Here is a 20995-nt window from a genome sequence, read left to right on the forward strand (position 1 = left end):
GGTGTTCCTTTCAGCTAAGGTCGCGGTGGCGGACCTGGACGTTCTTGAGGGTTTTTTGTAGCACCTGGCCCAGGCGTTCGGTCAGGTAGACCGAACGGTGATGGCCGCCGGTGCAGCCGATAGCGATGGTGACATAGGCCCGGTTGCTGGCGGCAAAACGCGGCAGCCACTTGAGCAGGTAGCTGGAAATGTCCTGGAACATCTCCTCTACGTCCGGTTGTGCCGCCAAATACTCGGCCACCGGTTGATCCAGCCCGGATTGCTCGCGCAACTCCGGCTTCCAATAGGGGTTGGGCAGGCAGCGCACGTCGAACACCAGGTCGGCATCCACCGGCATGCCTCGCTTGAACCCAAAAGACTCCACGAGAAACGCGGTGCCGGGTTCCGGCTGATTCAGCAGGCGTAGCTTGATGGCATCGCGCAACTGGTACAGGTTGAGGCTGGTGGTGTTGATCTTGAGATCGGCGAGGTCAATGATCGGGCCCAGCAGCTTGGTTTCATCTTCGATGGCTTCGGCCAGGGAGCGATGCGGGCTGCTGAGGGGGTGGCGTCGACGTGTTTCGGAGAAACGCTTGAGCAAGGTCTCTTCGTCGGCATCCAGGTACAACACATCACAATGAATATGCTTGGCCCTGACTTCCTCAAGCAATATCGGGAAACGTTCAAGATGGCTGGGCAGGTTGCGGGCATCGATCGAAACGGCGACCAGGGGCTGGGCCAGTTCAGTATGGATCAGCGCGCGTTCCGCCAGTTCAGGCAGCAGGCCAGCAGGCAGGTTGTCGATGCAATAGAAACCGTTGTCCTCGAGAACGTTGAGGGCGGTACTTTTACCCGAGCCGGAGCGGCCGCTGACGATGATCAAACGCATGATTACTGCCCGTTCTGTTCATCCAGGACAACCTGGTACAGCGCCTCATTGCTGCTGGCACTGCGCAGTTTGTCGCGTACTTCCTTGCGGTCGAGCATGCTGGCGATCTGCCGAAGCAGTTCCAGGTGCGCATCGGTGGCAGCCTGCGGGACCAGCAATACAAACAGCAGGTCTACCGGGGCGCCGTCGATGGCGTCGAAATCGATGGGTGCTTCCAGGTGCAGCAATGCGCTGACGGGTGTCTCGCAGCCTTTGAGGCGGCAGTGAGGAATGGCGATGCCGTTACCAAAACCGGTTGATCCAAGTTTTTCACGAGCAATCAGAGCGTCGAAGACATCTTGCATCTCCAGATCTGGCACTTCGCGCGCGATCAGGTTGGCAATTTGTTCGAGGGCTTTCTTTTTACTGCCGCCCGGCACGTTCACAAGGGAACGGCCGGGGGTCAGGATGGTTTCAAGTCGAATCATGGGTGGGGAGTGTTAGCGGCCTGTGCCCTGAAGAAGGCTCTGCTGCTTTTCCTTATGCTTTTTAAGTTGGCGGTCAAGCTTGTCAGTCAAGGCATCGATCGATGCATACATGTCTTCATGCTCGGCATTGGCGACTACTTCGCCACCGGGAATCTGTAGGGTCGCTTCGATTTTCTGCTGAAGTTTGTCGACCTTCATGATCACTTGCACATTGGTGATCTTGTCAAAATGACCCTCAAGCCTTTTCAGCTTCTGCTCGACGTAGTCGCGCAGTGGAGGGGTGACTTCTACATGGTGTCCACTGATGTTGACTTGCATACAGCTTCTCCTTCGTTGCCAGTGCATAAAGCGGCAGGCCGGGGTGCCTGCCACTGGAACGCTATGGCCCGCCCGTCACATCAAACGCTTGCGCTCGCTGGAAGGCGCGATCCCAAGGGATTCGCGGTACTTGGCGACGGTTCGACGGGCGACCTGAATGCCTTGTGCCTCCAGTAAACCAGCGATCTTGCTGTCACTCAACGGCTTTTTCTGATTTTCCGCGGCAACCAGTTTTTTGATGATCGCGCGGATCGCCGTGGACGAGCATTCGCCGCCTTCGGAGGTGCTGACATGGCTGGAGAAAAAGTATTTCAGTTCATATATCCCTCGTGGGGTGTGCATGAACTTTTGCGTGGTTACCCGGGAAATCGTCGATTCGTGCATACCCACCGCCTCGGCGATGTCATGCAGAACCAAGGGTTTCATTGCTTCATCGCCATATTCCAGGAAGCCGCGTTGGTGCTCGACGATCTGGGTGGCGACTTTCATCAGGGTTTCGTTACGGCTCTGCAGGCTCTTGATGAACCAGCGGGCTTCCTGCAACTGGTTGCGCATGAAGGTGTTGTCGGCGCTGGTGTCGGCGCGACGCACAAATCCGGCGTATTGCGGATTGACCCGTAGGCGTGGCACCGACTCCTGGTTCAGTTCTACCAGCCAGCGCTCGTTGTCCTTGCGTACGATGACGTCGGGGACGACGTATTCGGCTTCGCTGGACTCGATCTGCGAGCCCGGGCGTGGGTTCAGGCTTTGTACCAGCTCGATGACCTGGCGCAGGTCGTCTTCCTTGAGCTTCATGCGACGCATCAACTGGCTGTAGTCGCGGCTGCCCAGCAGGTCGATGTAGTCGGTGACCAAGCGCAGAGCTTCGCTGAGCCACGGCGTCTTGGCTGGCAGTTGGCGCAATTGCAGCAGCAGGCATTCACTAAGGGTGCGAGCGCCAATGCCGGCCGGCTCGAATTGCTGGATGCGGTGCAGGACGGCTTCGATTTCGTCCAGCTCAATGTCCAGTTCCGGGTCGAACGCCTCAAGAATCTCTTCAAGGGTCTCGTCCAGGTAGCCCTGGTTGTTGATGCAATCGATGAGGGTTACAGCGATCAGCCGATCGGTGTCCGACATCGGCGCAAGGTTCAGTTGCCACAGCAGATGGCTCTGCAGGCTCTCGCCAGCGGAGGTGCGGGTGGTGAAGTCCCACTCGTCATCGTCGTTGCTGGGCAGGCTGCTGGCGCTGGTCTGGTAGACGTCTTCCCAGGCGGTGTCGACCGGAAGCTCGTTGGGAATGCGTTCGTTCCATTCGCCTTCCTCTAGGTTGTCCACCGTAGGGGCGGTTTCCTGATAGGAAGGTTCCTGCACGTCGGAATTGGGTTTTTGCTCGATGTTGTCGGCCAGCGGGTCTGCATTATCGAAGTCGTCGCCTTCTTCCTGGCGTTCGAGCATCGGATTGGACTCCAAGGCCTCCTGGATTTCCTGTTGCAGGTCCAGGGTCGACAATTGAAGCAGGCGGATGGCCTGTTGCAGCTGCGGTGTCATCGTCAGCTGCTGGCCCATTCTCAGGACTAGCGATGGTTTCATGGCAGGGGCTTAACACCTTATTCGCCGGCGCAATGCGCCATCCACGACAGGGCGCGTGAGCGCCAAACATAAGCAAATTATATGCCTGATATCGGGGGCTTTGCCTAGAGCGCGGTAACAATAAAAATCCGGAGGTTTTCATTGACTCCCGCGCGCCTTGGCGAGCGGCCGTGACACCACGGTGTTTACAGGCGGAACTCGTGACCCAGGTACACTTCCTTGACCAGTTCGTTGGCCAGGATGGTGGCGGAGTCACCTTCGGCGATCAGCTGGCCGTCGTTGACGATATAGGCGGTTTCGCAGATATCGAGGGTTTCACGCACGTTGTGGTCGGTGATCAGTACACCGATGCCCTTGGCCTTGAGGTGATGGATGATCTGCTTGATGTCGCCGACCGAAATGGGGTCGACGCCGGCAAACGGTTCGTCCAGCAGGATGAACTTGGGCGCAGTGGCCAGGGCCCGGGCGATTTCCACGCGACGGCGCTCACCACCGGACAGGCTCATGCCGAGGTTGTCGCGGATGTGGTTGATGTGGAATTCCTGCAGCAGGCTTTCCAGCTCTTTGCGGCGGCCGTCACGGTCGAGTTCCTTGCGGGTCTCGAGGATCGCCATGATGTTGTCGGCAACCGATAGTTTGCGGAAGATCGACGCTTCTTGGGGAAGATAGCCGATACCCGCACGAGCACGACCGTGCATCGGCTGGTGGCTGACGTCCAGGTCGTCGATCAATACACGACCCTGGTCGGCCTGGACCAGGCCGACGATCATGTAGAAGCAAGTGGTCTTGCCGGCGCCGTTAGGGCCGAGCAAGCCGACGATCTGGCCGCTGTCGATCGACAGGCTGACGTCGCGCACGACCTGACGGCTTTTATAGGCCTTGGCCAGATGCTGGGCTTTCAGGGTTGCCATTACTCGGCCTTCTTCTTCGGCTGGATAACCATGTCGATACGTGGGCGTGGTGCTGTCACCTTGCTGCCATTGGCACGGCCGGCGTTGGCGACCTGTTTCACGGTGTCATAGGTGATTTTTTCACCTTCCGTGGAGTTGCCATCGGGGCTGAGGACCTTGGCTTGGTCGATCAGGACAATGCGGTTTTGCTGGGCGTGATACTGGATGGTCTTGCCGTAGCCCTTCATTGGCGCTGTATCGGTAGCCGCCTGCTTTTGCTCGAAGTAAGCCAGGTTGCCCACCGAGGTCACCACGTCGATGTCGCCGGACTGCGTGCGAGTCAGCGTAACCGTGTTACCGGTGATCTTCATCGAGCCCTGGGTGATGATCACGCCGCCTGTGTAAGTGGCAACGCCTTGCTTGTCGTCCAGTTGCGCATCGTCAGCGGAGATGTGGATCGGCTGCTGGCTATCGTTCGGCAGAGCCCAGGCGCTCACGCTTCCCAGTGCTGCGCCCAGACCGAGCAAAATAGGGAGAGTTTTAACGAGCCTCATACTGTCCTCTTACGTTCGATAGCAGGTGTATCCTGCTTTCTTTCAAATACGCTTTCATTCCTTTGCCAGTCGATACACCGCCAGCGCCGTCGATTCTAACGTCTTGCTCGGTCTGCGCATATTGCTTCTGCGGGAATACGGTCATGCGACTGCTGGTAATCACGGTGTCGCGATTCTTGTCGTCGGTGCGCGCAACGCGCACGGAGTCGATCAGTTCGACCTCGGTGCCGTCCGGGTTGACCTCGCCACGCTTGCTGGTGACGTGCCACGGGAACTCGGTGCCACGGTAGATGTTCATGTCCGGGTTGGTCAGTAGAGTGACTTCGGTAGCCTTCAGGTGTTCAACCTTGTCCGAGGTCATTTCGTACTGCACCTTGCCGTCGGGCAGGAACTGCACGCTTTTGGCGTTGATCGCGTAATAGTCGATAGCGCCCTCATCAACCTGTGCGGCCGGTTGGTCGAGGAAGCGCTCCGGGCTGATATTCCAGTAGCCCACCGCCAGGAACAGCGCGGCAATGACCCCGAATAACAGGAAGTTGCGAATCTTTTTGCTCAGCATAAAACGCTCTATAGGTAGGCGGCGTGGGCCGCTTCAAGGCTGCCTTGGGCGCGCAGGATCAGTTCGCAGAACTCGCGGGCTGCACCTTCGCCGCCACGGGCGGTGGTGATGCCATGGGCGTGCTCGCGAACAAACGACGCCGCATTGGCGACGGCCATGCCCAGTCCTACTCGACGAATCACCGGCAAGTCGGGCAGGTCATCGCCCAAGTAGGCGACCTGCTCATAGCTTAGGTTGAGTTGGCCAAGAAGCTCGTCCAGAACCACCAGTTTATCCTCGCGGCCCTGATACAGGTGAGGAATCCCCAGGTTTTGTGCGCGACGTTCCACAACGGGGGTTTTTCTGCCGCTGATAATCGCCGTTTGCACGCCCGCCGCCATCAGCATCTTGATGCCCTGGCCATCGAGGGTGTTGAAGGTCTTGAATTCACTGCCGTCTTCCAGGAAGTACAGGCGGCCATCGGTCAGTACGCCGTCGACGTCAAAGATTGCCAGTTTGATGTGCTTGCCGCGTTTTAGCAGATCGCCTGTCATTTACATCACTCCCGCACGCAGCAAGTCGTGCATGTTCAGGGCGCCAATCGGGTGGTTGCCGCTATCGACCACCACCAGCGCGCCGATCTTGTGGTCTTCCATGATTTTCAAGGCTTCGGCTGCCAGCATTTCAGGGCGTGCAGTCTTGCCGTGGGGCGTCATTACCGCATCAATGGTTGCGGTGTGGATATCAATGGTGCGATCCAGGGTGCGGCGCAGATCGCCGTCGGTGAACACCCCGGCCAGGGTGCCGTCGGCTTCCAGAATGACGGTCATGCCCAGCCCCTTGCGGGTCATTTCCATCAGCGCTTCCTTCAGCAAAGTACCGCGCTGGACGTGGGGCAGTTCATCGCCCGAGTGCATGACGTTTTCCACTTTCAGCAGCAGACGGCGGCCCAGGGCGCCACCCGGGTGGGAAAACGCGAAGTCTTCAGCGGTGAATCCACGTGCTTCCAGCAACGCGACGGCCAGGGCATCACCCATGACCAAGGCGGCGGTGGTGGAGGAGGTCGGTGCCAGGTTCAGCGGGCAAGCCTCATGGGCAACGTGAACATTCAGGTTCACCTCGGCGGCCTTGGCCAGTGTCGACTCCGGGTTGCCGGTTACGCTGATCATCTTGATGCCCAGGCGCTTGATCAACGGCAGCAGGGTCACAATTTCGTTGGTGGTGCCGGAGTTGGACAGCGCCAGGATGATGTCATCCTTGGTGATCATGCCCATGTCGCCGTGGCTGGCTTCGGCGGGGTGTACAAAAAAAGCGGTGGTTCCGGTGCTGGCCAGGGTGGCGGCGATCTTGTTGCCGACGTGGCCCGACTTGCCCATGCCTACCACGACAACGCGGCCTTTGCTGGCCAGAATCATCTCGCAGGCGCGTACGAAATCTGCGTCGATATGCGCCAGCAAGCCTTCCACGGCTTCAAGCTCAAGGCGGATGGTGCGTTGTGCGGATTGAATAAGGTCGCTGGATTGGCTCATGTCTGAAATCGTATAGCCTGACGAAAAGTCGGCGATTATAGCGGTAATGATCAATTCCCTCACGTAAGTTCGTCAGCCTTTATTCGGTGGGTGCGTGAGATTCATGCTCAGCAACGTTTTTTCCCTGTCTCCAATCTGAACAAGCACCGTTCCGGCCTTGGGCGCGTTGTACCAGCAGTGATATAGTTCGCCGCCAGTTCGGTCCGCTCTGCCCATGTGGCTATTTATTGCGCGGTTATGCACAAGCATTGCAAACGTTTGTCGCAAGCGTGGTGTCTGAGCGAGAGGCTGCATCCCAAGGAGATTAGATGAGTGCCGATAACGCCTACGCGGTCGAGCTGAAGGGACTGACCTTCAAGCGCGGGACGCGCAGCATCTTCAATAACGTCGATATTCGCATTCCCCGCGGCAAGGTCACGGGCATCATGGGGCCTTCCGGTTGCGGCAAGACCACCCTGTTGCGGCTAATGGGCATGCAGCTGCGCCCCAGCGCCGGCGAAGTGTGGGTCAACGGCCAGAATTTGCCGACGCTGTCGCGCAGTGATCTGTTCGATGCGCGCAAGCACATGGGCGTGCTGTTCCAGAGTGGCGCGCTGTTCACCGACCTCGACGTTTTCGAAAACGTAGCGTTCCCGCTGCGGGTGCATACCCAGCTGTCTGATGAAATGATTCGTGACATCGTGTTGCTGAAACTGCAGGCCGTAGGCCTTCGCGGTGCCATCGACCTGATGCCCGATGAACTGTCCGGCGGCATGAAGCGGCGTGTGGCCCTGGCGCGTGCCATAGCCCTCGACCCGCAGATCCTCATGTACGACGAGCCCTTCGTCGGCCAGGACCCGATCGCCATGGGCGTCCTCGTGCGCCTGATCCGCCTGCTCAACGACGCGCTGGGCATCACCAGCATCGTGGTTTCCCACGATCTTGCAGAAACCGCGAGCATTGCCGATTACCTCTACGTGGTCGGCGACGGCCAGGTGCTGGGGCAGGGCACGCCTGAAGAGCTGATGAATGCCGATAACCCGCGCATTCGCCAATTCATGACCGGCGATCCCGATGGCCCAGTGCCGTTTCACTTTCCGGCAGCGGACTACCGCTCAGATCTTCTGGGGAAGCGCTGATGCGCAAGACATCTCTCATCGAGAAGGTTCGCCTTTTCGGTCGCTCGGGCATCGACATCGTCGAAGTGCTGGGCCGTTCGACGATTTTCCTGTTCCACGCCTTGCTCGGCCGCGGCGGCATTGGCGGTGGCTTTGGCCTGTTGATCAAGCAGTTGCATGCTGTAGGTGTGATGTCCCTGGTGATCATCGTGGTCTCCGGGGTGTTCATTGGCATGGTGCTGGCGTTGCAGGGCTTCAATATCCTGTCCAGCTACGGTTCGGAGCAGGCGGTGGGGCAGATGGTCGCCCTGACACTGTTGCGTGAGCTGGGGCCAGTGGTCACTGCCTTGCTGTTTGCCGGGCGCGCAGGTTCAGCGCTCACCGCCGAGATCGGCAACATGAAGTCCACCGAGCAACTGTCCAGCCTGGAAATGATCGGCGTGGACCCGCTCAAGTACATTGTTGCCCCGCGCCTGTGGGCCGGCTTCATTTCCCTGCCACTGCTGGCGATGATCTTCAGCGTGGTCGGCATCTGGGGCGGTTCGTGGGTGGCGGTGGACTGGCTGGGCGTCTACGACGGCTCCTACTGGGCCAACATGCAAAACAGCGTGACCTTCAGCGGTGACGTGCTCAACGGCATCATAAAGAGCATCGTCTTCGCCTTTGTAGTGACCTGGATCGCCGTATTCCAAGGCTATGACTGTGAGCCCACTTCAGAAGGGATCAGTCGCGCCACCACCAAGACCGTTGTGTACGCCTCGCTGGCGGTACTGGGTCTTGACTTCATTTTGACCGCCTTGATGTTTGGAGATTTCTGATGCAAAACCGCACTGTGGAAATCGGTGTCGGCCTTTTCTTGCTGGCTGGCATCCTGGCTTTACTGTTGCTGGCCCTGCGAGTCAGCGGCCTTTCGGCCAGCCCCACCGCCGATACTTATAAACTTTACGCATACTTCGACAATATCGCCGGTTTGACTGTCAGAGCTAAAGTGACCATGGCTGGTGTAACCATCGGCAAGGTCACGGCAATCGATCTGGACCGCGACAGCTTTACCGGCCGTGTGACGATGCAAGTGGATAAGAAGGTAGATAATCTGCCGACCGACTCCACGGCATCTATCCTCACTGCGGGTCTGCTGGGCGAGAAGTACATCGGTGTCAGCGTGGGTGGGGAAACAGCCCTGCTCAAGGATGGTTCGACCATCCACGACACGCAGTCGTCGCTGGTGCTTGAGGACCTGATCGGTAAATTCCTGCTCAATACGGTCAATAAAGACGCCAAATGAGGAATCTGTTCATGATCTCTACCTTGCGACGTGGCCTGCTGGTACTGCTTGCAGCGCTGCCGCTGATGGCTAACGCGGCGGGTTCTGCGCACGACCTGGTGCAGGACACGACCAACAAGATGTTGGCTGACCTGACGGCGAACAAAGAACAGTACAAGCAAGACCCGACCAAGTTCTACGACGCGCTGAACAGCATTGTCGGCCCTGTGGTCGATGCCGAAGGCATTTCCCGCAGCATCATGACGGTCAAGTATTCGCGTAAGGCCACCCCGGCGCAGATGCTGACTTTCCAGGAAAACTTCAAGAAGGGCCTGTTCCAGTTCTACGGCAACGCGCTGCTTGAGTACAACAACCAGGGCATTACCGTGGCGCCAGCGGGCGATGAGTCGGGCGATCGCACCAGCGTCAACATGAGCGTCAAAGGCAACAACGGCGCGGTCTACCCTGTGCAGTACACGTTGGAGAAGGTCAACGGCGAGTGGAAGCTGCGTAACGTGATCATCAACGGCATCAATATCGGCAAGCTGTTCCGTGACCAGTTCGCCGACGCCATGCAGCGCAATGGCAACGACCTGGACAAGACCATCAATGGTTGGGCCGGTGAAGTGGCCAAGGCCAAGGAAGAGACCGACAAGCAAGCCGCTGGGAAGCCTGCGCAATGACCGAGTCGGCTGTTCGTCTTGGCGATGCAGGCCAGCTGTACATCAGTGGCGTGCTGGATTACCGCACCGGGCCAGGCCTGCGAAAGCATGGCCAGGCATTGATCAAGACCAGTACTGCGCCTGAGCTGGTGCTGGATTGCTCGGCGGTGACCAAGTCCAGCAGCGTGGGTTTGTCGTTGCTGCTGTGCTTCATGCGAGATGCCGAGGCGGCCAAAAAAACGGTCAGCATCCGTGCATTGCCTGAAGACATGCGCGAAATTGCCGAAGTTTCCGGTCTGACCGAGCTGTTGGCGCATCCTTAATACACATTATCAAAGAAGCCCCCCGTCAGAGTCCTGCTATGCGGGGTTCGCAGGCGCGGGGCTTTTTTGTATGATGTGCGACCCGTGCGCACTGGGCGCCGATAGAGGTTGAGCATGCAGGCCCTAGAAGTTAAGAGCTTCCTTGAAGGAAAGCTGCCGGATACTGAGGTTGCAGTTGAAGGCGAAGGCTGCAATTTCCAGCTGAACGTGATTAGCGATGAACTGGCGGCATTGAGCCCGGTCAAGCGTCAGCAGCAGATCTATGCCCATTTGAACCCATGGATCACCGATGGCAGCATCCATGCGGTCACTATGAAATTTTTCAGCCGCGCGGCCTGGGCCGAGCGCACCTGAGCCCCCAAGGCGTCGAGATTCTTATGGATAAATTGATTATTACCGGCGGTGCTCGCCTTGATGGCGAGATCCGCATCTCCGGTGCAAAAAACTCCGCCTTGCCGATTTTGGCAGCGACCCTGCTGTGCGATGGCCCGGTTACCGTTGCCAACCTGCCGCACCTGCACGACATCACCACCATGATCGAGCTGTTCGGTCGCATGGGCATTGAGCCGGTGATCGACGAGAAGTTGGCCGTTGAAATCGACCCGCGCACCATCAAGACCCTGGTCGCTCCGTACGAACTGGTGAAAACCATGCGTGCGTCGATCCTGGTACTGGGCCCGATGGTTGCCCGTTTCGGCGAAGCCGAAGTCGCACTGCCTGGCGGTTGCGCCATCGGTTCGCGTCCGGTGGACCTGCACATCCGTGGCCTTGAAGCCATGGGCGCAACCATCGACGTCGAAGGTGGCTACATCAAGGCCAAGGCGCCGGAAGGCGGCCTGCGTGGTGCCAACTTCTTCTTTGATACCGTCAGCGTGACCGGTACCGAGAACATCATGATGGCCGCTGCCCTGGCCAATGGCCGCAGCGTCCTGCAAAACGCCGCGCGCGAGCCGGAAGTGGTCGACCTGGCCAACTTCCTGATCGCCATGGGTGCCAACATCTCCGGCGCCGGCACTGACACCATCACCATCGACGGTGTGAAGCGCCTGCACCCGGCCACCTACAAAGTGATGCCGGACCGCATCGAGACCGGTACCTACCTGGTTGCCGCTGCCGTTACCGGTGGCCGTGTGAAGGTCAAGGACACCGATCCGACCATCCTGGAAGCGGTCCTGGAAAAACTGCGCGAGGCGGGTGCCGAAATCACCACCGGCGAAGACTGGATCGAGCTGAACATGCACGGCAAGCGGCCAAAAGCCGTCAACGTGCGTACCGCTCCGTACCCGGCGTTCCCGACCGACATGCAGGCGCAGTTCATTTCCTTGAACGCTATTGCCGAAGGCACGGGTGCCGTGATCGAGACCATCTTCGAAAACCGCTTCATGCACGTGTACGAACTGCACCGCATGGGCGCGAAGATCCAGGTTGAAGGCAACACCGCCATCGTGACCGGTACCGAGAAACTCAAGGGCGCGCCAGTGATGGCGACCGACCTGCGGGCTTCGGCCAGCCTGGTGATCTCGGCGTTGATCGCCGAAGGCGACACCCTGATCGACCGCATCTACCACATCGACCGTGGTTACGAGTGCATCGAAGAAAAACTGCAGATGCTCGGCGCGAAAATCCGCCGCGTACCGGGCTAGTTGCTGTTTGTAGTGAGCGGGCTTGCCCCGCGCTGGAGTGCGCAGCGCTCCAAAGATTCTAGGGTCGCTACGCAACCCAGCGCGGGGCAAGCCCGCTCACTACAAAAGCTTGCTGTGAATTTGTTTCAAATCGAGGCTGTCATGGCCTCGATCTGCGTCTGGCGCCGTTTGCGACCGGACAGCAATAGCCTGATGAAGGACTGACGTTTCCCATGTTGACCATCGCACTGTCCAAGGGCCGCATCCTTGACGACACTTTGCCGCTTCTGGCTGAAGCGGGCATCGTGCCGACCGAGAATCCGGACAAGAGCCGCAAGCTGATCATCCCGACGACCCAGGACGACGTTCGCCTGTTGATCGTGCGGGCTACCGACGTGCCGACCTACGTTGAGCATGGCGCGGCCGACCTCGGCGTCGCCGGTAAAGACGTGTTGATGGAATACGGTGGCCAGGGCCTGTATGAGCCGCTGGACCTGCGTATTGCCCTGTGCAAGCTGATGACCGCCGGCCGTGTCGGTGACGTCGAGCCTAAAGGCCGCCTGCGCGTGGCAACCAAGTTCGTCAACGTTGCCAAGCGCTACTACGCCGAGCAAGGCCGCCAGGTCGACATCATCAAGCTCTACGGCTCGATGGAGCTGGCGCCGCTGATCGGCCTGGCCGACAAGATCATCGATGTGGTCGACACCGGCAACACCCTGCGTGCCAATGGTCTCGAACCACAGGATTTCATCGCCGATATCAGCTCCCGCTTGATCGTCAACAAAGCGTCGATGAAGATGCAGCACGCCCGTATCCAAGCGTTGATCGACACCCTGCGCACCGCAGTGGAGTCTCGACACCGCGGTTGACCTACCCGCGTAGCTGAAAGGCTGCGCCCGTCTATCCGCCTCATAGCCAGAATTCTCAGGTGCCCAAGCGGAAACGACTGCTAGTTTAGGGCGCCTGAGTTTTTGCCAATTCTATTGAGGCCCTCGCTATGACCACGTCCACTGCAATTGCCCGACTCAACGCTGCCGACCCGGATTTCGCCCATCATCTGGATCATCTGCTGAGCTGGGAAAGCGTGTCCGACGACTCGGTCAACCAGCGGGTGCTCGACATCATCAAAGCCGTGCGCGAGCGTGGTGATGCGGCGCTGGTGGATTTCACCCGTCAGTTCGACGGTCTGGACGTCAAATCCATGTCCGATTTGATCCTTCCCCGAGAACGCCTGGAGCTCGCACTGACGCGCATCACTGCGCCTCAGCGTGAAGCCCTGGAAGTCGCGGCGGCGCGGGTGCGCAGCTACCACGAAAAGCAGAAGCAGGACTCCTGGAGCTATACCGAAGCCGACGGCACTGTGCTGGGCCAAAAGGTCACGCCGCTGGATCGTGCCGGTCTCTACGTGCCGGGTGGCAAAGCGTCGTATCCATCGTCGGTGTTGATGAACGCAATTCCGGCCAAGGTGGCGGGCGTGACCGAAGTGGTTATGGTGGTACCGACCCCGCGCGGCGAAATCAACGAACTGGTGCTGGCTGCGGCCTGCATCGCTGGTGTTGACCGTGTGTTCACCATTGGCGGTGCTCAAGCCGTCGCGGCCCTGGCCTACGGCACCGAAAGCGTGCCGAAGGTCGACAAAGTGGTGGGGCCTGGCAACATCTACGTCGCCACCGCCAAGCGCCACGTTTTTGGCCAGGTTGGCATCGACATGATCGCCGGTCCCTCGGAAATTCTCGTAGTGTGCGACGGCCAGACCGATCCGGATTGGATCGCCATGGACCTGTTCTCCCAGGCCGAGCACGACGAAGACGCCCAGGCGATTCTGGTCAGCCCCGATGCCGAGTTCCTCGACAAGGTCGCCGCCAGCATCGATAAGCTGCTGCCTACCATGGACCGTGCAGAGATCATCGAGAAATCCATCAACGGCCGTGGCGCGCTGATCCTGGTGCGTGACATGGAACAGGCCATCGAAGTGGCTAACCGTATCGCCCCGGAGCACTTGGAGCTGTCCGTGGCTGACCCACAGGCCTGGCTGCCGTCGATTCGCCATGCGGGTGCGATCTTCATGGGGCGTCACACCAGTGAAGCGCTGGGCGACTACTGCGCCGGCCCGAACCATGTGTTGCCGACCTCCGGCACCGCGCGGTTCTCATCACCGCTGGGGGTGTACGACTTCCAGAAGCGCTCGTCGATCATCTTTTGCTCGCCACAAGGTGCTTCCGAGTTGGGCAAGACCGCTTCGGTGCTGGCCCGTGGTGAGTCGTTGAGCGCACACGCCCGTAGTGCTGAGTATCGAATCCTGGAAGAAGGGAAATAACACATGAGCAAATTCTGGAGCCCCTTCGTCAGGGACCTCGTGCCTTACGTACCCGGCGAACAGCCAAAGCTGACCAAGCTGGTCAAGCTCAACACCAATGAGAACCCCTACGGTCCGTCGCCCAAAGCACTGGCCGCGATGCAGGCCGAGTTGAACGACAACCTGCGTTTGTACCCGGACCCCAACAGCGACCTGCTCAAGCAGGCGGTGGCCAAGTATTACGGGGTCGACGCCGGCAAAGTGTTTCTCGGTAACGGCTCTGATGAAGTGCTCGCGCACATCTTCCACGGCCTGTTCCAGCACGACCTGCCGCTGCTGTTCCCGGATATCAGCTACAGCTTCTATCCGGTGTACTGCGGTCTTTACGGCATCCAGTCCGACCCAGTGCCGTTGGATGAGAAATTTCAGATCCGTGTTGCGGATTACGCCAGGCCCAACGGCGGGATCATCTTCCCCAACCCGAATGCGCCGACCGGCTGCGTGCTGGCGCTGGACGCAGTAGAGCAGATCCTCAAGGCCAGCCCGGATTCGGTGGTGGTGGTCGATGAAGCCTATATCGACTTCGGCGGCGAAACCGCCATCAGCCTGGTGGATCGCTACCCTAATCTGCTGGTGACCCAGACCCTTTCCAAATCGCGCTCACTGGCCGGTTTGCGCGTGGGCTTGGCCGTGGGTCACCCGGACCTGATCGAGGCGCTGGAGCGGGTCAAGAACAGCTTCAACTCCTACCCGCTGGATCGTTTGGCGATTGTCGGCGCGGCAGCGGCGTTTGAGGACCGTGAGTACTTCGAGAAGACGTGCCAGTTGGTGATCGACAGCCGTAACAAAGTAGTCGCGCAATTGGAAGGCAAAGGTTTTGAGGTGCTGCCATCAGCGGCCAACTTCATCTTTGCGCGCCACCCACGGCATGACGCTGCCGGCCTAGCGGCCAAGCTGCGTGAGCAAGGGATTATCGTGCGGCACTTTAAGCAGGAGCGGATTGCCCAGTTCCTGCGGATCAGCATCGGTACGCCGGAGCAGAACCAGGCGCTGATTGATGGCCTCGGCGAGCTTTAACGGGCGCTGAAATCAAATGTGGGAGGGGGCTTGACCCCGATGGCGGCGTATCAGTCAGTTAATGTATTGACTGACACACTGCTATCGGAGGCAAGCCCTCTCCCACATTGGTTTGTATTGGCAGTTAGATCAACGGCTCATCTGGCTTCTTGTTCTTCCAGCCATCATTGCCCGGCAGCAGCAGGTTCAAACCAATCGCTACCACCGCGCACAGAGCAATGCCCTTCAGGCCGAAGTCATCTGGACCAGTTCCGGTCCCCACCAGCACACCGCCAATACCGAACACCAGGGTCACCGACACAATCACCAGATTGCGCGCCTCACCCAGGTCGATCTTGTGGCGGATCAACGTGTTCATCCCCACCGCGGCAATCGAGCCGAACAGCAGGCACAGGATCCCGCCCATCACCGGCACCGGGATGCTTTGCAGCAGTGCACCGAACTTGCCGATGAACGCCAGGCTGATGGCAAACACCGCCGCCCAGGTCATGATCTTCGGGTTGTAGTTCTTGGTCAGCATCACTGCGCCCGTCACTTCGGCGTAGGTAGTGTTCGGCGGGCCGCCAAACATGCCTGCTGCCGTGGTGGCGATCCCGTCACCCAGCAAAGTGCGGTGCAGGCCAGGCTTCTTCAGGTAGTCGCGACCGGTCACGCTGCCCACCGCAATCACACCACCGATGTGTTCAATCGCAGGGGCCAGGGCCACTGGGACGATAAACAGGATCGCCTGCCAGTTGAATTCCGGCGCAGTGAAGTGGGGCAGGGCGAACCAAGGCGCAGCGGCGATCTTGGCCGTGTCGACAACGCCAAAGTAGAACGACATGGCAAAACCTACCAGCACACCGGAGATGATCGGCACCAGGCGGAAGATACCTTTGCCGAACACCGCCACGATCAACGTGGTAAGCAGCGCTGGCATCGAGATCAGCATGGCGGTCTTGTATGGGATCAGTTCGGCACCGTTGTCGCCTTTACCCATCGCCATGTTGGCCGCGATCGGCGCCATGGCCAGGCCGATGGAAATAATCACTGGCCCGATTACCACAGGCGGTAGTAGTCGGTCGATGAAACCAGTGCCTTTGATCTTTACCGCTGCCCCTAGGAAGGTGTAAACAAAACCGGCCGCCATTACCCCGCCCATGGTCGCCGCCAGGCCGAACTGCTGCTTGGCGAGAATGATCGGGGTAATGAAGGCAAAGCTCGATGCCAGGAATACCGGCACCTGCCGCCCTGTCACCACCTGGAACAACAACGTGCCCAGGCCGGCGGTGAACAGTGCGACGTTTGGATCAAGACCTGTGATCAGCGGCATCAACACCAGCGCGCCAAATGCTACGAAGAGCATTTGTGCGCCAGACAGGATCTGGCGCCAAAGCGGGTCGTTGAATTCATCCTGCATGCTCACGCGTCCTTCTGCTTGGTGCCGAAGATCTTGTCACCGGCGTCGCCCAGGCCGGGGATGATGTAACCGTGTTCATTCAGGCGCTCATCGATGGAAGCGGTGTAGATCTGCACGTCCGGGTGGGCTTTCTCGACGGCGGCGATGCCTTCGGGAGCGGCGACCAGCACCATGGCGCGGATGTCCTTGCAGCCGGCTTTCTTCAGCAGGTCGATGGTGGCGACCATGGAACTGCCGGTAGCGAGCATCGGGTCAATGATCATGGCCAGGCGCTCGTCGATTTCCGGTACGAGTTTTTCCAGGTAGGTGTGAGCCTGCAAGGTTTCTTCGTTGCGGGCCACGCCCACGGCGCTGACTTTGGCACCCGGAATCAGGCTGAGTACGCCTTCGAGCATGCCGATACCTGCGCGCAGGATCGGCACCACGGTTATTTTCTTACCAGCGATTTTTTCCACCTGGACGGGACCGGCCCAACCGGGGATCTCGTAGGTTTCCAGGGGCAAATCCTTGGTGGCTTCGTAAGTGAGCAACGCTCCGACTTCCTGAGCAAGCTCACGGAAGTTCTTCGTGCTAATGTCGGCGCGGCGCATAAGGCCGAGCTTGTGCTGGATCAGCGGGTGGCGGATCTCGCGAGTGGGCATGGGAAAGGCTCCGGCGGCGGGCAAAAAAACCGGCCTAGATTAATCTATCCGAGGGTGTTGTCCTATAGGCATCTAGTACGTTAGTCCATTAAGGCTTGCTCGGAGCGCATGAGAAGCGTACCTTCGCCCGCTTTTCTTGCCACAGCACCCCCTTGGAGAGCGCCATGTCCGCTGATCTTGAGCATATCCGTCAAATCATGCGTGAGGCTGATTGCCTGTACACCGAAGCGCAAGTCGAAGCTGCGATCGCCAAGGTTGGCGCCCACATCACTCGCGAAATGGCCGACACCAACCCGGTGGTCTTTTGCGTGATGAACGGCGGCCTGATCTTCGCCGGCAAATTGCTGACTCACCTGCAATTTCCGCTGGAAGCGTCTTACCTGCACGCGACTCGCTATCGCAACGAAACCACTGGCGGCGATCTGTTCTGGAAGGCCAAGCCGGAAGTCTCGTTTATTGACCGCGACGTGCTGATCATCGACGACATCCTCGACGAAGGTCACACCCTCGGCGCGATCATCGATTTCTGCAAACACGCCGGCGCACGCAAAGTGCACACCGCCGTACTGATCGACAAAGACCACGACCGCAAGGCTCGCCCGGACCTTAAGGCTGATTACGTTGGCCTGCCGTGCATCGACCGCTACATCTTCGGTTATGGCATGGACTACAAAGGCTACTGGCGCAACGCCAATGGGATCTACGCCGTCAAAGGTATGTGATCCAGGCCCGGCGCAGGGTTGTCATGCTATCGTGCTTGGCCCCTGCGTCTGGAGCTGTCCATGAGCCTGTTGATTCGCACTTGCGCCGCCCTGGCGCTGACCCTGAGTTTGCCCCTGGCCGCCGCACCGGCGCCTATGCATGGTCAATTTCTGCCTCCCGATGACCTCACCCTGCGGACTGAAAGCCCTGACCAGCAGCAGTTGCTGCAAGTCACGGAGTACGCGGTGGTGGTGGGCAACCAGCGCCAATCCAACCAGCAACCTATCCCGGTGACCTCGCCACTGATGCTCCGGCTTAAGGGCAAGCCCCTGAACAAAGGTGCGAGCATCAGCCAAGTGGTGCTCAACTTCGATGCCGAAAGTAAAAGCCTGAAAAAGCCGGTGTTTGACGACAAGAGCAAGACCCTGACGCTGTCTTATCCGGTGGCCCAGTACCGGGTGATCGTCGATTTGCTGCGCAATGACACGGTGTATGTTCAGTTCCTCAGTTACGCCAACGGCCATATCTGGGCGGACCTGCATACCGGCGTTGTACGTACCAAGTAGCGCTAACAATGAAGAATAAATGTGGCGGGGGATTGCTCCCACATTGGTTCTTCAGCGCTTTCGAAGCCCGCGGCTCGCAGGTAGACTTCAAACCCCGTGTAAATGTCTGCAGGCTGGAGTCGGTAATGCGTAAAGATAAGAAACAGGTGATTGGCGATGAGATCGGCGACGATCAGATCAAGTTGTTCCTGGACTTCGAGCCGGTCGACGCGACTTCACCGTCCCTGCACAAACTGATCAAGGCCTATCGTGGCCTGCGTATCGACGACTTTGAGCGCTTCCTGGGCTTTTTCAAGGAAGCCGGCCTGGACCTGGATGGCAAGGATGAGCATGGCCAGACCTTTGTTGATCTGATCAAGGATCAGCGCAACGCGGACGATTACATCGAGCTGATCAAAAACGCTCGCGGCTGATTATCCCGGCCACAAAAAAACGCCCCGAGGGGCGTTTTTTTATTGCAGCCAGGCCTCAAGCGTAGCTTTCGGCCTCGTTGCTTTGCTCAACCAGTTCCAGGCTGATGTTGTTCTGCGTGTTGATCTTGCGATACAGCTCGGCATCAGTCTCAAGCACTTTTTCCCGGGCAGGGAAGATCTCGTGCAGCTTGGCTGCCCACTCACCGGCGGCTTTGGCCGGGAAGCAGCGCTCAATCAGTTCCAGCATGATCGACACCGTCACCGAAGCGCCTGGGGACGCGCCCAGTAACGCCGCCAGCGAGCCGTCTTTGGCCGCTACCAGCTCGGTGCCGAATTGCAGCACGCCGCCTTTTTTCGGGTCTTTCTTGATGATCTGCACCCGTTGGCCGGCCACTTCAAGACGCCAGTCTTCGGCTTTCGCCTCAGGGTAGAAGCGACGCAGGGATTCCAGGCGTTGTTCCATGGACTGACGCACTTCGCTGACCAGGTACTTGGTCAGGTCCATGTTGTCGCGGGCCACGGCTAGCATCGGTCCGATGTTGCTGGCACGAATCGACATCGGCAGGTCTAGGAACGAGCCGTGCTTGAGGAACTTGGTGGTGAAACCGGCGTATGGCCCGAACAGCAGGGATTTCTGGCCATCCACTACACGGGTGTCGAGGTGCGGCACCGACATCGGTGGCGAGCCGACGGCGGCCTGGCTGTAGACCTTGGCCTGGTGGTGCTTGACCACTTCCGGGTTGTCGCAACGCAGCCATTGGCCGCTGACCGGGAAGCCGCCGAAGCCTTTACTTTCTTCGATGCCCGAAGCTTGCAGCAGCGGCAGCGCCGCGCCACCGGCGCCGAGGAATACAAACTTGGCGTCCACCTCACGGCTGGTACCGCTGTTGACGTCCTTGATGCTCACGGTCCAGCCGGCGCCGTTGCGCTTGAGGCCGGTCACGCGCTTGCTGTACTTGACCTGGGCGTCCGGGGAACTGGTCAGATGGCCAAGCAGCTGATTGGTCAGGGCGCCGAAGTTGACGTCGGTGCCATTCATTACGCGAGTGGCAGCGATTTTTTCGTCGAGCGGGCGGCCCGGCATCATCAGCGGCATCCATTCGGCCATTTCGCTGCGGTCTTCGGTGTAGTGCATGTCCGAAAACGCGTGGTGCTGGCTGAGGGTTTCAAAGCGCTTCTTGAGGAAGTCCACGCCTTTGTCGCCCTGTACGAAGCTCAGGTGCGGCACCGGACTGATAAAGGACTTGGACGAGCCAAAGGTGCCCTTTTTGGTCAGGTACGCCCAGAACTGCTTCGACACCTCGAACTGAGTGTTGATGTGCACGGCTTTCTTGATGTCGATGGAACCATCGGCGGCCTGCGGCGTGTAGTTCAGCTCGCACAGACCGGCATGACCGGTACCGGCGTTGTTCCATGGGTTGGAACTCTCCGCTGCACCCGAATCCATCAGCTCAACGACTTCCAGCTTGAGGCCGGGGTCGAGCTCTTTGAGCAATACGGCCAGGGTGGCACTCATGATGCCGGCCCCTACCAGTACTACGTCGACTGCTTCGTTATGCGCCATTTAACGCGTCTCCAAAATCTGCAGCACCAAATTGACGGCATGGCTGCCAGGAGTGACGGGGCGGTTCACGTGTTGCCCCAGGTTACCCATGGCCAGGATCGCCATGTCCGTTTCGCAATTCTTTGCAACTTCGGCGCACGCTTCCTGCCCGGCCTAATCTGCCTATGAACGCATTCATGGGCGCCTGTGGCAATTCGACTTATGGTCAAAGCGTGCGATTCGTGCAATCAATCCGTAGCGGACAGGCTCAAGCTCCGGTTGTTGAGGAGTACTCAGTCCTGTGTGGTTGGGCTGTTCCAGACGCTGATGGTGCTTTTACAAACGCCAAACTATTCATTTGCTCGCCACACTCTTGTGAAGTTGTGAAAACCCGTTTTTTCACGCTCTTTTGAAGACGTGAACCTCAAAAAAGGGCTGCCTCAGCCTGGCACTTGGCCCGCAAGACATCTGCCGACACGCGGCAATACGGGCAAACAACTCAAGTGGCCGAGCGCAATGGCAGCTCTGGCAGATTCGGTAAAGGCGGGTGGTTTGCAAAGGAAACAGCAAGCGCGCCAGCTTCACTCGATCTGTGTGGGCGGCTCTCTGTGGGCGATTCTTGGAGTTAATACCGAGGCATTAACGATGCTGCGAGGC

General features: G+C 59.0%; 25 protein-coding genes. 13 read left to right on the forward strand and 12 right to left on the reverse strand.

Annotated elements, in window-relative coordinates; all coding sequences use genetic code 11:
• Positions 1–10: 10 nt before the first annotated feature.
• From rapZ to CFE47_RS24870, 9 genes are all read right to left on the reverse strand, one after another.
• Entirely contained in the window at positions 11–868 is an 858-nt protein-coding gene (gene rapZ, locus CFE47_RS24830) for an RNase adapter RapZ (RefSeq protein ID WP_185708363.1), read from the reverse strand.
• Positions 869–870: 2 nt separating this feature from the next.
• Positions 871–1335, reverse strand: a complete 465-nt coding sequence (gene ptsN, locus CFE47_RS24835; RefSeq protein ID WP_061435337.1) for a PTS IIA-like nitrogen regulatory protein PtsN — start codon at positions 1333–1335, stop codon at positions 871–873.
• A 12-nt stretch (positions 1336–1347) separates the two neighbouring features.
• Positions 1348–1653 carry a ribosome hibernation-promoting factor, HPF/YfiA family gene (hpf, locus tag CFE47_RS24840; protein WP_105696165.1) on the reverse strand — a complete coding sequence of 102 codons (306 nt, stop codon included), beginning with the start codon at positions 1651–1653 and terminating at the stop codon, positions 1348–1350.
• Between the two features lie 75 nt (positions 1654–1728).
• Positions 1729–3222, reverse strand: a complete 1494-nt coding sequence (locus CFE47_RS24845; RefSeq protein ID WP_286841118.1) for an RNA polymerase factor sigma-54 — start codon at positions 3220–3222, stop codon at positions 1729–1731.
• Positions 3223–3407: 185 nt separating this feature from the next.
• Positions 3408–4133, reverse strand: coding sequence for an LPS export ABC transporter ATP-binding protein (gene lptB, locus CFE47_RS24850; protein WP_003171806.1), 726 nt, complete (start codon positions 4131–4133; stop codon positions 3408–3410).
• Entirely contained in the window at positions 4133–4666 is a 534-nt protein-coding gene (gene lptA / locus CFE47_RS24855) for a lipopolysaccharide transport periplasmic protein LptA (protein ID WP_185708364.1), read from the reverse strand. Before lptA ends, lptB begins: the two co-directional genes overlap by 1 nt.
• The gene (gene lptC / locus CFE47_RS24860) at positions 4653–5225 is read right to left on the reverse strand and encodes an LPS export ABC transporter periplasmic protein LptC (protein ID WP_185708365.1); all 573 of its coding nucleotides are present in this window, start codon (positions 5223–5225) and stop codon (positions 4653–4655) included. The genes lptA and lptC overlap by 14 nt, the downstream gene beginning before the upstream one ends.
• 8 nt (positions 5226–5233) lie before the next feature.
• Entirely contained in the window at positions 5234–5758 is a 525-nt protein-coding gene (locus CFE47_RS24865; protein ID WP_286841122.1) for a KdsC family phosphatase, read from the reverse strand.
• Positions 5759–6733, reverse strand: a complete 975-nt coding sequence (locus CFE47_RS24870) for a KpsF/GutQ family sugar-phosphate isomerase (protein ID WP_286841124.1) — start codon at positions 6731–6733, stop codon at positions 5759–5761.
• A 308-nt stretch (positions 6734–7041) separates the two neighbouring features.
• On the opposite strand from CFE47_RS24870, the gene CFE47_RS24875 reads away from it, so the two are divergent.
• The 10 genes from CFE47_RS24875 (at position 7042) to hisC (ending at position 15074) form a co-directional block, all read left to right on the forward strand.
• Positions 7042–7851 (forward strand): ATP-binding cassette domain-containing protein, encoded by an 810-nt coding sequence (locus CFE47_RS24875; RefSeq protein WP_003171811.1) that lies wholly within the window; start codon positions 7042–7044, stop codon positions 7849–7851.
• Positions 7851–8648, forward strand: coding sequence for a lipid asymmetry maintenance ABC transporter permease subunit MlaE (gene mlaE, locus CFE47_RS24880; RefSeq protein ID WP_185708368.1), 798 nt, complete (start codon positions 7851–7853; stop codon positions 8646–8648). Before CFE47_RS24875 ends, mlaE begins: the two co-directional genes overlap by 1 nt.
• Positions 8648–9115 carry an outer membrane lipid asymmetry maintenance protein MlaD gene (mlaD, locus tag CFE47_RS24885; RefSeq protein ID WP_005784855.1) on the forward strand — a complete coding sequence of 156 codons (468 nt, stop codon included), beginning with the start codon at positions 8648–8650 and terminating at the stop codon, positions 9113–9115. Before mlaE ends, mlaD begins: the two co-directional genes overlap by 1 nt.
• Before the next feature lie 11 nt (positions 9116–9126).
• Positions 9127–9777 carry an MlaC/ttg2D family ABC transporter substrate-binding protein gene (locus CFE47_RS24890; protein WP_185708369.1) on the forward strand — a complete coding sequence of 217 codons (651 nt, stop codon included), beginning with the start codon at positions 9127–9129 and terminating at the stop codon, positions 9775–9777.
• The gene (locus tag CFE47_RS24895; RefSeq protein WP_286841127.1) at positions 9774–10079 is read left to right on the forward strand and encodes an STAS domain-containing protein; all 306 of its coding nucleotides are present in this window, start codon (positions 9774–9776) and stop codon (positions 10077–10079) included. Before CFE47_RS24890 ends, CFE47_RS24895 begins: the two co-directional genes overlap by 4 nt.
• A 114-nt stretch (positions 10080–10193) precedes the next feature.
• Positions 10194–10433, forward strand: a complete 240-nt coding sequence (locus CFE47_RS24900) for a BolA family protein (protein WP_105520873.1) — start codon at positions 10194–10196, stop codon at positions 10431–10433.
• Between the two features lie 23 nt (positions 10434–10456).
• Entirely contained in the window at positions 10457–11722 is a 1266-nt protein-coding gene (murA, locus tag CFE47_RS24905; RefSeq protein ID WP_286841129.1) for a UDP-N-acetylglucosamine 1-carboxyvinyltransferase, read from the forward strand.
• Positions 11723–11934: 212 nt separating this feature from the next.
• Positions 11935–12570, forward strand: coding sequence for an ATP phosphoribosyltransferase (hisG, locus tag CFE47_RS24910; RefSeq protein ID WP_003171824.1), 636 nt, complete (start codon positions 11935–11937; stop codon positions 12568–12570).
• A 128-nt stretch (positions 12571–12698) separates the two neighbouring features.
• The gene (gene hisD / locus CFE47_RS24915; RefSeq protein ID WP_032886288.1) at positions 12699–14018 is read left to right on the forward strand and encodes a histidinol dehydrogenase; all 1320 of its coding nucleotides are present in this window, start codon (positions 12699–12701) and stop codon (positions 14016–14018) included.
• Positions 14019–14021: 3 nt separating this feature from the next.
• On the forward strand, positions 14022–15074 hold the full coding sequence (gene hisC, locus CFE47_RS24920) for a histidinol-phosphate transaminase (protein ID WP_032886289.1): 1053 nt from the start codon (positions 14022–14024) through the stop codon (positions 15072–15074).
• Between the two features lie 124 nt (positions 15075–15198).
• On the opposite strand, the gene CFE47_RS24925 is transcribed toward hisC, so the two are convergent.
• Positions 15199–16473, reverse strand: a complete 1275-nt coding sequence (locus CFE47_RS24925; RefSeq protein ID WP_032886290.1) for a uracil-xanthine permease family protein — start codon at positions 16471–16473, stop codon at positions 15199–15201.
• A gap of 2 nt (positions 16474–16475) precedes the next feature.
• A complete protein-coding gene (upp, locus tag CFE47_RS24930) occupies positions 16476–17114 on the reverse strand; it encodes a uracil phosphoribosyltransferase (protein WP_004372055.1) in 639 nt (212 codons plus the stop codon).
• Between the two features lie 164 nt (positions 17115–17278).
• On the opposite strand from upp, the gene CFE47_RS24935 reads away from it, so the two are divergent.
• The 3 genes from CFE47_RS24935 (at position 17279) to CFE47_RS24945 (ending at position 18795) form a co-directional block, all read left to right on the forward strand.
• Positions 17279–17836: a hypoxanthine-guanine phosphoribosyltransferase gene (locus CFE47_RS24935; RefSeq protein ID WP_032886291.1), complete on the forward strand. Its 558-nt coding sequence runs from the start codon at positions 17279–17281 to the stop codon at positions 17834–17836.
• 60 nt (positions 17837–17896) lie between these two features.
• Complete coding sequence (locus CFE47_RS24940) at positions 17897–18382, forward strand: hypothetical protein (protein ID WP_032886293.1); 486 nt, start codon at positions 17897–17899, stop codon at positions 18380–18382.
• Positions 18383–18507: 125 nt separating this feature from the next.
• A complete protein-coding gene (locus CFE47_RS24945; RefSeq protein ID WP_095183854.1) occupies positions 18508–18795 on the forward strand; it encodes a PA4642 family protein in 288 nt (95 codons plus the stop codon).
• A 55-nt stretch (positions 18796–18850) separates the two neighbouring features.
• On the opposite strand, the gene mqo is transcribed toward CFE47_RS24945, so the two are convergent.
• Positions 18851–20359 (reverse strand): malate dehydrogenase (quinone), encoded by a 1509-nt coding sequence (mqo, locus tag CFE47_RS24950; protein ID WP_181642834.1) that lies wholly within the window; start codon positions 20357–20359, stop codon positions 18851–18853.
• Positions 20360–20995: the final 636 nt, after the last annotated feature.

Source organism: Pseudomonas sp. PGPPP1 (assembly GCF_002255865.1).
Taxonomy (GTDB): Bacteria; Pseudomonadota; Gammaproteobacteria; order Pseudomonadales; family Pseudomonadaceae; genus Aquipseudomonas; species Aquipseudomonas cremoris.